This is a genomic window from Glutamicibacter sp. AOP38-B1-38 (genome assembly GCF_052377485.1).
GTDB lineage: Bacteria > Actinomycetota > Actinomycetes > Actinomycetales > Micrococcaceae > Glutamicibacter.
This window is the reverse complement of the sequence record NZ_JBQSWU010000030.1, coordinates 1-13,335: the sequence shown is the minus strand read 5'-3', so window position 1 is coordinate 13,335 and position 13,335 is coordinate 1. Positions and strand designations below refer to the sequence as shown.

Below are 13,335 nucleotides of genomic sequence, written 5' to 3'. Positions count from 1 at the left end.
ATCGATTCCATGGAATCGATTACATGAGTAAGCAAGGGAGCTTATCGGCCATGAACGCCGTCACCATCAAGGACGTTGCCAGCGCAGCAGGAGTATCTGTTGCCACCGCTTCGCGCGTCCTTTCAGGTCACCCGGCGACCTCGCCAGCTTCCCGGACCAAGGTTGAAAGCGCCGCGAAAGAACTGGGCTTCATGCCCAACGCGCAGGCCCGCTCACTGCGCTCCACCAAAACAGATTCCATCGCGTTGCTGATCTCTGACTTGCGCAACCCCTACTTCTCAGACCTGGCACATGCGGTGGAACAGCATGCGCGCACCGCCGGGCTGATGACCTTCATTGGCAATGCCAATGAAGATGCCGCACAACAAGATGATTTCCTGGCCACCATGCTTTCACGCCGTGTGGACGGGCTGGTCATCGTGCCGCAGGGACTGAATGAAGAATCAAACCAGCCCAGCGAAATGATGAATCGGGTGCTTTCCAGCGGCATTCCCACCATCTTCGTTGACCGGGCACTGCCTGGTGTCCAGGTTCCAGCCATCACCGCCAACAGCGCCCAAGCGCTGGATGAAGCGGTAGCAACACTGAAATCCCTGGGCCACCAGAACATTGCCTTTGTCGGCGGACCCAAGCACGCCTCCACCGCCCTTGAACGCTACAGCGCGTTCGAAACCGCATTGGCGAACAACGGGCTGGTTGGGGATGAAGCATTGCACTTTGTCGGTGACTTCCAGCCAGCCTCCGGCGCGCTGGCAGCTCAATGGCTGCTGGAAAACCCCGCTAAACCCAGTGCCGTGATCATTGCGGATGCTCCGATGTCCATCGGAGCGCTGCGCGTCTGGCGCGAACTGGGTGTCAGGGTCGGCGCCGACCTGTCGGTGATTACCTTCGACGAGGTCGATGCGATGCTCATCCACGATCCGCCGATTGCCACTATCGGCCATGACCTGAGCCAGATGGGAAAAATGGCAGTTCAGGCCCTGCGCGAAGTGATGGCCGGCCAGAAACCGGAACCCGAAGAACTGATTAGCAAATTTACGCTGCGCCCCTCGGTGGCGCCAGCCAAGGCAACACAAGTGATGGAAGGAAAGGTGCGCCCATGAGCAACGACGCTCTACTGGTCCTTGACCGGGTCTGCAAGTCGTTCGGCCCAGTCCAGGTAATCGATGAGGTTACCGTCGAGGTCCACGCCGGCAAGGTGTCGGTGCTGCTCGGCGAAAATGGTGCAGGCAAATCCACCTTGATCAAGATGATCGCCGGAGTGCACAGCGCCGATTCCGGACGCATCTTGATGGACGGCAAGGAAGTGCAGATCCCGGATACCAAGGCTTCCGAAGCCCTGGGCATCGCCACCATCCACCAGGAACTAAACCTGGTGCCCTCGATGACCATCGCGGAAAACATCACCCTGGGTCGGGTGCCGCGTCGCTTTGGCATTATCAACCGCCGCGAGATGCGGCGCATTGCCCGCGAAGCGCTGGACCAGCTGGGTCTGAACCTCGACGTCAACACCCCGGTAGGCGATTTAGGGCTAGCCGAGCAACAGCTGGTGGAGATCGCCAAGGCACTATCCTTGGACGCCCGGGTCCTGATCCTTGATGAACCAACTGCGGCCTTGACCAACGCCGAGATTGCAGGTCTCTTCGAGGTCGTCAACCAGCTCAAGACCAAGGGCGTGGGCATGGTCTTCATCAGCCACCACCTCGATGAGATTGCCGCCATTGGCGACTTCGTCAACGTGCTGCGTGATGGAAAGTTCATTGCCACCGTCCCGGCAGACACCGCCGAGAACGAATTGGTGCGCCTGATGGTGGGCCGTGACATCGACGCGCAATTCCCGCGCCAAGCTGCCATTCCCGGCGAGCAGAACCTGCTGAGCGTGGAAAATCTCAGCGTCGGAGCACTGCAGAATATTTCGCTGTCGGTTCGTCCCGGCGAGGTCGTGGCGCTGGCCGGATTGATGGGTGCTGGACGCACCGAACTGATCCGCGCGATCGCTGGAGCGGATAAATACACCTCGGGCACCGTAAAGGTTGCCGGCAAAAAACTGCCGCGCAATGACGTTGCCGCGGCCACCCGTGCAGGCTTAGGCCATGTGCCTGAAGACCGCAAAACGCAGGGACTGGTCCTGGACGCCTCGGTTGCCGAGAACATTGGCTACGCCACCATGGCATCCACCGCCAAAGCCGGACTGGTGGACCGCAAGGGGCAGCGTGAACGCGCCGAGAAGGTCGCCGCCCGCCTGCGGATCCGCATGGGGAATATCGACCAGCCGATTCGTTCGCTCTCCGGAGGCAACCAGCAAAAGGCGGTCTTTGGCCGCTGGTTCTCCGCCGGGGCCAAGGTGCTCTTGCTCGATGAACCAACCCGCGGCGTCGATGTCGGGGCCAAGGTTGAAATCTACGAATTGATCAATGAGATCACCGCCTCCGGAGGCTGCGTACTGATGGCCTCCAGCGAACTGCCCGAAGTGCTGGGTATGTCCGACCGCGTCCTGGTGATGAGCCAGGGCCGGATCGCCGGAGAATTAGCCACCAATGAAGCAACTCAAGACAGCATCATGGCCCTTGCCGTGAGCAATGTGCACCGCGAAGATGAAATGGGAAAGAAGTAATGAGCAGCGTAGCCACCACACCCAAGAAGGGCTTTGACTTCAAGGCATTCCTTGCAAACAACGGTGCCCTAGTCGGCCTGGTTGTTCTTTGCCTTGCCATGTTCATCGCGACCCCGCGCTTTTTGACCGGGCCGAACCTGATGAATATCGGCATCCAGGTTTCCACCATCGCGGTGATGGCCTTCGGCATGACCTTTGTGATCGTCGCCGCCGGTATCGACCTGTCCGTCGGTTCCATCGCAGCGATCTCCGCCATGACCTCCTCCTACTGGGTGACCACCGCCGGGCTGCCCGACGGACTATCGATCGTGGTTGGCCTGGCCATCGGCGGGTTGTGCGGCTGGGTCACCGGTGCCATGAGCGCCTACGGCAAACTACCGACCTTCATCGCCTCGCTAGCAATGCTCACCATTGTGCGCGGGCTGACCCTGGTCATCTCCGACGGTCGCCCCATCGCTACCGGCGATTCGGTGTCCTGGCTGGGCGGGGACCTGGGCTTCATGCCGGTGCCCATCCTGATTCTGATTGTCTCCGGGCTCATCGCAGCGTTCGTGCTGAACCGCACCATCATCGGCAAGAACGCCTTCGCCGTGGGCGGCAACACCGAAGCCGCACGTCTCTCGGGCATCCCGGTCAAGCGCGTCCTGGTGACCGTGTTTGTCATTTCCGGTATCTTCGCCGCACTGTCCGGCATGATTCTGGCAGGCCGGCTGGACTCGGCGCAGCCGACCTTGGCCAGCGGATACGAGCTGGACGCCATTGCGGCGGTGGTCATCGGCGGCGCGTCGCTTTCCGGCGGCGTGGGTCGTATTTCCGGAACGCTCATCGGTGCACTGGTCCTGGCGGTCATCCGCAACGGCCTGAACCTGCTCTCGGTCTCCGCCTTCTGGCAGCAGGTCGTCATCGGCCTGGTCATCGCGATCGCCGTGGGCTTCGACGTGCTGCGCCGCAAGAACGTGCGCCACTAAGACTTTTATTGATCAACCACCCAACATTTAGTTCAAAGGAGAACCCGATGAAGCACATCGTGCGCAAGACCACCGCCCTGACCCTGGGCCTGGCCCTCGTACTCGGCGCCAGCGCCTGTGGCCGCGGCGAAGCGGCAACCGAGGGCGGCAACGCGACCCTGGCCGTCTCGACCCTGAACAACCCATTCTTCGTAGATCTGCGTGACGGCGCAGAAGCCGAGGCCAAGGCGCAGGGCATCGAGCTGTCGGTGGTCGACGCGCAGAACGACTCGGCCAGCCAGGCGAACCAGCTGGCCACCGCCGCCACCGACGGCAGCGCCGGGGTCATCATCAACGCGGTGGACACCGAAACCGCGGAAGCCGGCCTGGCTCCGGTAGTCGCGGCCGAGCTTCCGATCGTCGCCGTTGACCGCTCGGTGGGAGAGACCGAGGTCGCATCCTTCGTCGCCTCGGACAACGTGGCCGGCGGCGAGCAGGCAGCCAAGGCACTGGCGGAGTCCCTGGATGGCAAGGGCAAGATCATCATCCTCGAAGGCGTGCCGGGGGCCTCGGCCACCAACGAGCGCGGCGAGGGCTTCACCAAGGGTCTGGAGGAATTCGCAGGCATCGAGGTCGTTTCCAGCCAGACCGCCAACTTCGACCGTGCCGAGGCACTGGACGTGGTCACCAACCTGATGCAGTCCAACCCGGACGCCGACGGCGTGCTGGCCATGAATGACGAAATGGCACTCGGCGCCATCCAGGCGCTGGGCAACAAGGCCGGCAAGGACGTCAAGGTGGTCGGCTTCGACGGCACCGAGGACGGCTTCAAGGCAGTCGAGGCAGGCACCCTCGTGGCCACCATCGCGCAGAACCCAGCCGAGCTGGGCAAGCAGTCGGTGCAGATCCTGGCCAAGGCCATGAAGAATGAAACCGTCGAGGAAAGCGTCCAGGTCGCGGTGGACACCGTTGACACCGAAAACGTCGCCGAATACATCACCAAGTAATTCCAGGCAGCACCCCATTCGCCGGCCGAGAGCCCATGCGGCTGCAACAAGCTAAGGAAAAATCATGAAGGACAACGTACAGGTCACCATCGTTGGATCCAGCAACGTGGACATCACCGCACTGATGAACCGCCTGCCCGGCCCCGGCGAGACCGTGTTGGCCGATTCCTACCAGCTCTCGCCCGGCGGCAAGGGGGCCAACCAGGCGCTGGCCGCTGCGCTGGCCGGCGCCGCCACCGAATTCATCGGCGCCGTTGGCAACGACTCGCACGCCGGCATCGCTCTGGGGCAGCTCGAAGAGGCCGGGGTGAAGCTGGATCGCGTGGCCCGTGCCAGCGAGCCCACCGGCGTGGCCATCATCCAGGTGGATGCGGCCGCGGAGAATTCCATCGCGGTGGTTTCCGGAGCCAACTCGACGGTGACCGCGGACGCGGTCAGCGCGGCCGGCGAGCTGCACGGGATCCTGGTGCTGCAGGGCGAGATCCCTGCCTCCGGCATCAAGGCAGCCATGGATTCGGCCACCGACCGGGTTGTGCTCAACCTGGCGCCGGTGATTGAACTGGACCGCGAGTACCTGCTGAAGGCCAACCCGCTGGTGGTCAACGAGCATGAGGCCGAAGCCGTGCTGCAGCAGCTGAACCCGCACCCTGCCCGCCGTTTCGACAGCAAATATGAGCGCCTCGCCGGAATGCTGGTTGATGAGGGCATCGCCAGCGTGGTCATCACGCTCGGTGCCAACGGTTGCCTGGTCGCCGACCGGGTCACAATAGAAAACGGCGGAGTCCAAGTTCGCGCGCTGCCAGCGGTCAAGGTCAAGGCCGTGGACACCACCGGTGCCGGCGACGCCTTCACCGGTGCGCTGGCCGCCCGTTTGGCCAACGGCGATAGCTTGGCTCAAGCCGCAGAATTTGCGGGCAAGTTCGCAGCCCTGACCGTGCAGGCGCACGGTGCCCAGGCATCCTACCCGCGTTCTCTAGAGAACCTCTAAGACCATTTCGAGCAAGACCTAAGGAAGCCTTCGTGCTGAAATCCGAAATCCTCAACGCCCCGCTGCTTGGCGCACTGGCCAAGTGCGGGCACACCGACACCGTGGTGATCGCCGATTGCGGCCTGCCGATTCCAGAAGGTCCGGTGGTCATCGATCTGGCGCTGACTCCGGGTCTGCTCAGCTTCGAGCAGGTGCTTCAGGTGCTGACCCGCAACATGGTGATTGAGCAAAGCACCTTGGCTGCAGATGCCGAGGGCGGGGTGGTCCAGGAACTATGCGTGTCGCGGGGGCTTGAACCGGGGTTCATCTCCCACGAGGAGCTGAAATCCGCATTGCCCCAGGCCAAGATCATTGTGCGCACCGGGGAAGCGACCCCGTTCGCCAACGTGATTCTGCACTGCGGCGTAGCCTTCTGACCGACCTGATTCCAGCCGGTGTCAGCAGCTTGCCGGCACCGGCATTGCTGTCTGCCAAGCAAAGAAATGCATTGGAACATGAATTGACCGGCAGTCCACTTCATACCTAATTCGCGTGCACCCGGTAGCTCAGTAAGGGGATATGTGCTTGGTTCTCTTCTGGTGGGTTAGTCGAGACGAGCTGCTGTTGACGGGAGCTTGGATTAGCATCGCGCACAGCGCTTCACTCGCAAGCGCACCGGAATGAGCATGGTGTTAGCGTCATGCCGATCTTTTATGGAGGATAGCCAATGAAGATAGCTTTTTATGCAGCATTTGCTGCTATGGCGATCGGCGCGGCAACTGTGATCCTGACCGTGCCAGCACTATTCCATGAACCTAGCCAGTTGCAAGCAGGCTTGGTAATTTGGGCGGGAATAATATTCTTGGCTGGGCTTACCATCGTGAAGCTGCTGAAGTACGTGGCCACGAAAGAAGCTTGATGCTTCTGTTCCCAGATTCTGACAGGGCTTCCTCATGTTTGCCGGCTACGCGGGGGAAGCCCAGATAGTTGTTTCACAAGCTGGTCCCTAGAATTGGCCTCATGAGGCAACGCAAGATGGCAGGACGACACGGTGAGGTTTTTTCCCTTATTGCGCCCGAAGCCGGGCTCTTGCTCGGCGCCGGACGGGCGATCCTGCTGCAACTCGCCCACCCGCAGATTGGCTTGGCCATCGCCAAGCATTCTGATTTTGCTTCGAATCCGCTCGGCCGGTTGATCCATACCCTTGGCTATATTTACGCGCTGAGCAACGGGACCCCAGAACAGCAAAGAACCATCATCGACTACGTGAACACCGCGCATCAACCGGTACACGGTACGCGAAACCCCGATCGGGAAACTCCGGCCTACTCGGCGATGGACCCAAAATTGCAGATGTGGGTTGCCGCAACCCTCTATGACTCGGCACGGGTTATCGCCGCCGAAATCCTCCCCATGGCTGAATCCAGCGACAACGAGAACCTGTACCGGCAGTACGCCGCTCTGGGTGATGCTCTGCAAATGCCGGCTCACTTCTGGCCGGACAGCCTTGGCGAATTTGATGAGTATTTCGACCGAACCCTCAACACGCTGAGCGTCACTCCACAGACTCGTCGCCTGGCCGATGAACTCTTTTTGGGTAGCAACGCCCCGTGGTGGATCCGCATTGGACTGCCCTTGATGCGCGATGTGACCATCGCCCAGCTTCCACCCACGGTGCGCGAACAATTCGGCTACGAGCTTTCCGCGAAGGCCGCCAAACGCAACGCGCGAGCCATCTCCTTCGTGCGGTTGGCCACGCGGATATTGCCCAAATTTATCAGGCACGCGCCAATGCGATGGATGCTACGTCATGTGGACCGGATGGGCTAGCCGCCGGTCTTTGCTTGGCCAACATCTTGGAGTCTGCCTGGAAACAGGATGCGTGGCAAGGCAAGCAGCAAGAACAACGTCACCAGGATCAACGAGCCACCGATCCAAGCACCGGTTTCCCAGCCGAAGAATACCTGCAACACGAACCAGACGCAGCCAGAGACAAGCAATCCCACCCCGATACCCACGATTTTTAGCACGATATGGCCAAGGTTTACCGTTTTTTCCTTCAGCCGCTGGCCAAAGAAAAAGCGGTGAACGGCCACGGGGGTAATCAGTAGCAGGATCAGCAGGGTCGCAGCGACCAGCAAGACGACGTAAACAATTTCATCCTTGTGGGTGAGCACTTCAAATCTCGCCTGGAAAGGCAGGACCACCAAAAAAGCTGCCAGAATCTGCAGACCTGTCTGCATCACGCGCATTTCCTGGAGCAATTCGTTCCATTGGCGATGCGGGGCACCATCGCTGGTATCTGGATGGGAACGCTTATTCATCACAGCTCTCCTCGATCAGAAGGCGACCGCCAGCGGAACAGGTTCGCCAGCTGAGGCTACGCCAATTTTCTTGAAACTAGACAAGACGTCGGGTTGCAGACTTTCCAAACTGTCGGCCTTCATGGGTAATTTGAGTATCCCAGTAGGAAAACTATAAGGGAGGTCATGATGAAACTCGAGAACGAAGCACGCATTCAGCCAGATATCTGGACCATGCCTGACAAAGGACTCTCGTGGTGCGATTGCGGCGCGGCGCATGAACTCAGCGCCGACATTGTGTACGGATTCGCCGAAGAGCTCGGGCTGGATACACGTGAGGCGATGACGCACCCCCAACTGGTTGAACTCACCATGGAGGTATGGAACTTTGAAGCGGTTTGTCGTTTCTTCCACCTCGCCTTGAACGAAGCGACACAATTTATCCACGGCACCGTAGCTGAGGAATATCCGTTCGCCGAAGGGATCGATATCGTCGGATACTTCTCGAAAACCTGGCAAGGCTGCCCGGCGGCAGAGTGCCGTGGCGATGACTAGCCAGAGCGACCGGACAGGTTCGGGTAACTAGCGTTCACAAGAGCCAATCGCACGGCGTGGAAATTGGGCGGTGAGGCTCGCGGCGCATACTGTGGGGAAGATGAAGAGTATTGCACCGAGCCAGGCGGCGGCAAACCATGACGGATACATCCATGTGCGCGGCGCAAACGAGAATAACTTGGATAACGTGGAAGTGCGGATACCGCGCGACGCGATTGTGGCTTTCACCGGGGTCTCCGGCTCAGGAAAGTCTTCCTTGGCCTTTGGCACAATTTTCGCCGAATCCCAGCGGCGCTTCCTCGAATCTGTAGCGCCCTATGCGCGCCGATTGATCGCCCAAGGCCATGCCCCGAAGGTTGAATTCATCTCTGGTCTGCCGCCGGCGGTCGCCTTGCAGCAGCGTCGGGGGACCGCCAGCTCCCGGTCCAGCGTCGGGACGCTGACCACGTTGTCCAACTCGGTGCGGATGCTCTACTCACGTGCCGGGGATTACCCGCAAGGAGCGGCCCGGCTCGATTCGGATGCCTTCTCCACGAATACCGCTGTCGGCGCATGCCAACAATGCCATGGAGTGGGCACGGTGCACTCGGTCAGCGAGCAGTCGCTGGTTCCCGAACCATCGCTGAGCATCCGGGACGGCGCGATTGCCGCCTGGCCGGGAGCCTGGCAGGGTAAAAACCTGCGCGATATCACCACCCACCTCGGCCACGACATTGACGTTTCCTTCGGCAGCTTGCCGAAGGAAACGCGTGACTGGCTGCTCTTCACCGAGGAGCAACCGGTGGTCGAGGTGACCCCCGAAAGAGATCGTGTAGCAAAACCATATAAGGGACGGTTCTGGAGCGCCGAACGCTATGTGCGCCATACCGTGGCGACCTCCAAGAGCGAGAATTTACGCGCCAAGGCGTTGGCCTTCATGCATTCGCAACCCTGCGCCGAGTGCTCCGGGACGGGGTTCCGCCGCGACTCGCTTCGGGTGAAGTTCGCCGAGCTGGACATTGCCGAATTCAACGCGCGCTCGTTGCAATCCTTGGCTGAGCTCTTGCGCCCCTTCGCGACCGTGGCCGGTGGCGAGGCCCAAGCCGATGTGGTGAGCATGATCAGCATCGACCTGCTCGCCAGAATCGAAGTGCTCCTAGAACTCGGGCTGGGGTACCTGAGCCTAGACCGCAGTACTCCAACCCTTTCACCGGGGGAGATGCAGCGGCTACGCATTGCCACGCAGCTGCGTGCCGGATTATTCGGCGTCATCTATGTGCTGGACGAACCCTCGGCGGGGCTGCATCCGGCCGATGTGCAACCCCTGATCGAGGTGCTTTCCGCCTTGAAAGACGAGGGCAACTCGGTGTTCGTGGTGGAACACAATATGGACGTGGTCACCCGCGCCGAATGGATCGTTGATGTGGGACCCGGGGCGGGCAGCGGTGGTGGCCAGGTGCTTTATAGCGGGGAGGTCGCCGGCCTGGCTCAGGTCGAAGAGTCGGTGACTCGCCGGTTCTTGGACGCTTCTCCGGCACCGGCGCGCAACCTGCGCAACGCCACCGACTGGCTGGAACTGCGCGGGGTGAACCTGCACAACCTGGTGGATGTCGACGCGAAATTCCCCTTGGGTGTTTTCTGCGCGGTGACCGGTGTATCAGGTTCGGGAAAATCCAGTCTGGTCTCCGGGGCGCTGGCCCAAGGCGCGGGCGGTCCGGCCGTACCAGCCCAAGATGAACCCGAAGATGCACCGGTGCAGGCTGTCATCAAGGAAGTGACCGGGGCGGGTCAGATCAATCGGGTGGTGCTGATGGATCAGAAACCCATCGGACGTACCCCGCGTTCCAACGTGGCCACGTATACCGGCCTGTTCGACGCAGTCCGCAAGACCTTCGCCGACCAGCCACTGGCGCGTGAACGCAGTTACGGGGCAGGCCGGTTTTCCTTCAACGTCGCCGGCGGCCGCTGCGAGAACTGTCTGGGCGAGGGCTTCTTGGAGATCGAGTTGCTCTTCCTTCCCGGCACCTATGGACCATGTCCGCAGTGCCAGGGAACCCGGTACAACGAACAGACCTTGGAGGTCGAATACCAAGGGAAGAACATTGCGCAGGTGTTGGAGCTGAGCGTTGCTCAGGCAGAGGAATTCCTGGCCGGAACTCCGGCCGCGGCCCGTGCGCTGGCGACTTTGCGGGAGGTCGGGTTGGGCTACCTGTCATTGGGACAGCCGGCCACCGAAATGTCTGGTGGTGAGGCCCAGCGGATCAAGCTGGCCACCGAACTGCAACGCCAGCGCCGTGGTCATACCCTGTATCTGCTGGACGAGCCGACCACCGGGTTGCACCCTGCCGACGTGCAGCTGTTGGTGGCGCAACTGCACCAGCTGGTGGACCAAGGACATACCGTGATCGTGGTGGAACACCATATGGATGTCGTCGCAGCCAGCGATTGGGTGATCGATTTGGGGCCAGCCGGAGGGGACGGAGGCGGACGAATTATCGCCGCGGGAACACCGCACCAGGTGGCGCAGAACCAGGCCAGCCGGACCGCGCAATTCCTCGCACTTCGGCTGGCCGGAGACGACAGTTAATTAGTTGCCGCGAAGCTGCGCGTACGGCGGACTCTGCACGCCATCGGCAATTGCTTCGGCTGGGTCATCACCGAGATGAATCATCTTGTTTTGACCATCCACGTGGACCACGCTTGGCACGTAGGCGCGGGCCTCGGCGTCCTGCATCTGCGCGTAGCTGATGATGATCACCAGGTCTCCCGGATGAACTAGGTGGGCGGCGGCACCGTTGATGCCGATCACGCCGCTGCCTGGCTCGCCGGCAATGGTGTAGGTTTCCAGACGTGCCCCATTGGTGACATCCACGATGCTGACTAGTTCGCCCGGCAGGATATCCGAGGCCGCAAGCAGTTCGGAATCGATGGTGATCGAGCCGACGTAGTGCAGGTCGGCCTGGGTGACGGTCGCCCGATGGATTTTGGACTTAAACATGGTGCGTTGCATGGAACGAGTTCCCAATCTAAAAGAAGGTTTGCCGTGCCAGTTTACTACCCGGCACGGCAAACTTCCTGTGGGCTATCGTCCCTGTGCGCGATGCAAGGCCTCAAGTACCGTTCCGTCGGCTACCAATCCGTAGGCCGCTTCGAGCTCTGCGGAGAGGAACCGATCCTCGCCGGGGCCGGCAACTTTGGTGCGCAAAACGTCGTGCACGGCTCCGGTGACCGGTGCCGGGGTCAGCGGCTGGCGCAGGTCCAGGGCCCGCGCGGCAACCACTAATTCGATGCTCAGCACTCGGCGTAGATTGTCTACCGCGGTGCGCAGCTTGCGGGCCGCGTGCCAACCCAAAGACACGTGGTCTTCCTGCATGGCGGAAGACGGAATCGAATCAACGCTCGCCGGCACAGCCAATCGCTTATTCTCGGCAACCAGTCCTGCCTGCGTGTACTGCGCGATCATCATGCCCGAATCAACTCCGGGATCATCGGCGAGGAATGCTGGCAAGTCCCGCGAACGTGCCGGATCAAGCATTCGGTCGGTGCGGCGTTCGGCGATGGACCCTAGATCGGCCACGGCGATTGCCAGGAAATCCAATACGTAGGCAACCGGGGCACCGTGGAAGTTTCCGTTGGAAGAAACCTCACCGGTTGACAGCACCACCGGATTGTCGATGGCGGCGGCCAATTCGCGGGTGGCGACCATGCGGGCGTGGGTGATGGTGTCGCGAACGGCCCCGGTGACTTGCGGAGAGCAGCGCAACGAATAGGCGTCCTGCACCCGGCCATCGCCCTCGCGGTGCGAGGCGACCAGCTCGGAGCCGTCCAGCGCGGCGAACATGTTGGCGGCGCTCACTGCTTGGCCGGGGTGCGGCCGCAATGGTTCATGGAGTTCGGGGCGGTACACCTGATCGGTGCCGAACTGGGCCTCGACGCTCATCGCAGCGCTGAGATCGGCAATGTCAGCCAAATCTTCCAGATCGGCCAATGCCATCAGCAACATGCCCAACATTCCGTCGGTGCCGTTGACCAGCGCAAGACCTTCCTTTTCTGCAAGCTCCAAAGGCGCAATGCCCGCTTCTGCAAGGAGTTCGGGAACCGGACGGATCATTCCATGCTTATCGGTGGCCTCACCTTCACCCATCAACACCAGCGCACAGTGCGACAGCGGTGCGAGGTCACCGGAGCAACCCAGCGAACCGTATTCGCGCACCAGCGGTGTGATCCCGGCATTAAGCAGCGCCACCATCGTCTCTAGAACTATCGGGCGCACACCGGTGTGGCCGCTCGCCAGGGTTTTGGCGCGTAAGAACATCAAGGCACGAACCACTTCACGTTCCACCGGTGCACCCATGCCAGCAGCGTGCGAGCGAATCAGCGAGCGCTGCAGCTTGGCGCGGTCTTCCGGAGCGATGTGCCGGGTGGCCAGTGCGCCAAAGCCCGTGGAGATCCCGTATACCGGAGTTTCGGATGCAGCCAACGCATCGATATGTGCGCGAACCTCGGCCAATTTCTCGCTGACTTCAGCTGAAATATCAACGTGGATATCCTGACGAGCCACGCGCAATACATCCTGTGCGGTGGCGTTCGATAGGCGAAGCGTTACCGAGGGTTGGTTGGAATTCATTGAAGCTCTTCCGTTTGTTCGTGAAGTTGTCTCTGCCGTCTATTCTTCGCCAGATACCTCTCAGATTCTCGTATTCTGGTGCTCATCTGTCTGGTATCTCGGACATAGTGGCGAAGCGGATTCTAGATTTATAAATTTCAAAAATGTTCACCTCGTTGTCGCAAATCAATTCCCTAATTCCGCATATTTCATTCTGTGGCAGAAAGCGTGAGTGATAGTTACGAGAATTTCGCGAATTGACTTCATGAATACCAAAACTATGTTGAAGTTGACGTAAGCTCTGGAGACCAAAGCACAAAGACGTGACATGGCTTTGTTAACAAACCGGTTAACGAG

At 60.6% G+C, this 13,335-nt stretch carries 13 protein-coding genes; 10 read left to right on the top strand and 3 right to left on the bottom strand.

Translation table 11 applies throughout. The features are described 5' to 3' along the window. The first annotated feature begins 23 nt into the window (after positions 1-23). From ACT3TP_RS15640 to ACT3TP_RS15605, 8 genes are all read left to right on the top strand, one after another. Positions 24-1,103: a LacI family DNA-binding transcriptional regulator gene (locus ACT3TP_RS15640; RefSeq protein ID WP_443466087.1), complete on the top strand. Its 1,080-nt coding sequence runs from the start codon at positions 24-26 to the stop codon at positions 1,101-1,103. Beyond that, complete coding sequence (locus ACT3TP_RS15635; protein WP_096283094.1) at positions 1,100-2,614, top strand: sugar ABC transporter ATP-binding protein; 1,515 nt, start codon at positions 1,100-1,102, stop codon at positions 2,612-2,614. Before ACT3TP_RS15640 ends, ACT3TP_RS15635 begins: the two co-directional genes overlap by 4 nt. After that, complete coding sequence (locus ACT3TP_RS15630) at positions 2,614-3,582, top strand: ABC transporter permease (protein ID WP_096283093.1); 969 nt, start codon at positions 2,614-2,616, stop codon at positions 3,580-3,582. The genes ACT3TP_RS15635 and ACT3TP_RS15630 overlap by 1 nt, the downstream gene beginning before the upstream one ends. A gap of 47 nt (positions 3,583-3,629) precedes the next feature. Next, the gene (locus ACT3TP_RS15625; RefSeq protein ID WP_444620958.1) at positions 3,630-4,568 is read left to right on the top strand and encodes a substrate-binding domain-containing protein; all 939 of its coding nucleotides are present in this window, start codon (positions 3,630-3,632) and stop codon (positions 4,566-4,568) included. A 64-nt stretch (positions 4,569-4,632) separates the two neighbouring features. Then, entirely contained in the window at positions 4,633-5,556 is a 924-nt protein-coding gene (locus ACT3TP_RS15620; protein WP_444615689.1) for a ribokinase, read from the top strand. 32 nt (positions 5,557-5,588) lie between these two features. Then, positions 5,589-5,972, top strand: a complete 384-nt coding sequence (gene rbsD, locus ACT3TP_RS15615; RefSeq protein WP_444615688.1) for a D-ribose pyranase — start codon at positions 5,589-5,591, stop codon at positions 5,970-5,972. A gap of 290 nt (positions 5,973-6,262) precedes the next feature. Beyond that, positions 6,263-6,454, top strand: coding sequence for a hypothetical protein (locus tag ACT3TP_RS15610; protein ID WP_096283089.1), 192 nt, complete (start codon positions 6,263-6,265; stop codon positions 6,452-6,454). Between the two features lie 101 nt (positions 6,455-6,555). Then, on the top strand, positions 6,556-7,365 hold the full coding sequence (locus ACT3TP_RS15605) for an oxygenase MpaB family protein (protein ID WP_105552930.1): 810 nt from the start codon (positions 6,556-6,558) through the stop codon (positions 7,363-7,365). Here the strand turns inward: ACT3TP_RS15605 and ACT3TP_RS15600 are convergent. Further along, positions 7,362-7,859 carry a DUF6328 family protein gene (locus tag ACT3TP_RS15600; RefSeq protein WP_096283087.1) on the bottom strand — a complete coding sequence of 166 codons (498 nt, stop codon included), beginning with the start codon at positions 7,857-7,859 and terminating at the stop codon, positions 7,362-7,364. The two genes, ACT3TP_RS15605 and ACT3TP_RS15600, sit on opposite strands and share 4 nt — an antisense overlap. 165 nt (positions 7,860-8,024) lie before the next feature. Between ACT3TP_RS15600 and ACT3TP_RS15595 the strand changes: the two genes are divergently transcribed. Next, positions 8,025-8,393 (top strand): hypothetical protein, encoded by a 369-nt coding sequence (locus ACT3TP_RS15595; protein WP_096283086.1) that lies wholly within the window; start codon positions 8,025-8,027, stop codon positions 8,391-8,393. A 100-nt stretch (positions 8,394-8,493) separates the two neighbouring features. Further along, positions 8,494-10,959: an ABC transporter gene (locus ACT3TP_RS15590; protein WP_444620957.1), complete on the top strand. Its 2,466-nt coding sequence runs from the start codon at positions 8,494-8,496 to the stop codon at positions 10,957-10,959. On the opposite strand, the gene panD is transcribed toward ACT3TP_RS15590, so the two are convergent. Together panD and hutH are read right to left on the bottom strand one after the other, a co-directional pair. Continuing rightward, on the bottom strand, positions 10,960-11,382 hold the full coding sequence (panD, locus tag ACT3TP_RS15585) for an aspartate 1-decarboxylase (RefSeq protein WP_096283085.1): 423 nt from the start codon (positions 11,380-11,382) through the stop codon (positions 10,960-10,962). A 72-nt stretch (positions 11,383-11,454) separates the two neighbouring features. Further along, the gene (gene hutH / locus ACT3TP_RS15580; protein ID WP_444620955.1) at positions 11,455-12,999 is read right to left on the bottom strand and encodes a histidine ammonia-lyase; all 1,545 of its coding nucleotides are present in this window, start codon (positions 12,997-12,999) and stop codon (positions 11,455-11,457) included. Between the last annotated feature and the right edge of the window lie 336 nt (positions 13,000-13,335).

Excerpts from the sequence above, each read along its gene's own strand:
- ACT3TP_RS15600 (WP_096283087.1), bottom strand. The coding sequence starts at position 7,859 with ATGAATAAGCGTTCCCATCCAGATACCAGCGATGGTGCCCCGCATCGC.
- ACT3TP_RS15625 (WP_444620958.1), top strand. The coding sequence starts at position 3,630 with ATGAAGCACATCGTGCGCAAGACCACCGCCCTGACCCTGGGCCTGGCC.
- ACT3TP_RS15595 (WP_096283086.1), top strand. The coding sequence starts at position 8,025 with ATGATGAAACTCGAGAACGAAGCACGCATTCAGCCAGATATCTGGACC.
- ACT3TP_RS15640 (WP_443466087.1), top strand. The coding sequence starts at position 24 with ATGAGTAAGCAAGGGAGCTTATCGGCCATGAACGCCGTCACCATCAAG.
- ACT3TP_RS15610 (WP_096283089.1), top strand. The coding sequence starts at position 6,263 with ATGAAGATAGCTTTTTATGCAGCATTTGCTGCTATGGCGATCGGCGCG.
- ACT3TP_RS15635 (WP_096283094.1), top strand. The coding sequence starts at position 1,100 with ATGAGCAACGACGCTCTACTGGTCCTTGACCGGGTCTGCAAGTCGTTC.
- ACT3TP_RS15620 (WP_444615689.1), top strand. The coding sequence starts at position 4,633 with ATGAAGGACAACGTACAGGTCACCATCGTTGGATCCAGCAACGTGGAC.
- ACT3TP_RS15630 (WP_096283093.1), top strand. The coding sequence starts at position 2,614 with ATGAGCAGCGTAGCCACCACACCCAAGAAGGGCTTTGACTTCAAGGCA.
- ACT3TP_RS15605 (WP_105552930.1), top strand. The coding sequence starts at position 6,556 with ATGAGGCAACGCAAGATGGCAGGACGACACGGTGAGGTTTTTTCCCTT.
- ACT3TP_RS15590 (WP_444620957.1), top strand. The coding sequence starts at position 8,494 with ATGAAGAGTATTGCACCGAGCCAGGCGGCGGCAAACCATGACGGATAC.
- panD (WP_096283085.1), bottom strand. The coding sequence starts at position 11,382 with ATGCAACGCACCATGTTTAAGTCCAAAATCCATCGGGCGACCGTCACC.
- hutH (WP_444620955.1), bottom strand. The coding sequence starts at position 12,999 with ATGAATTCCAACCAACCCTCGGTAACGCTTCGCCTATCGAACGCCACC.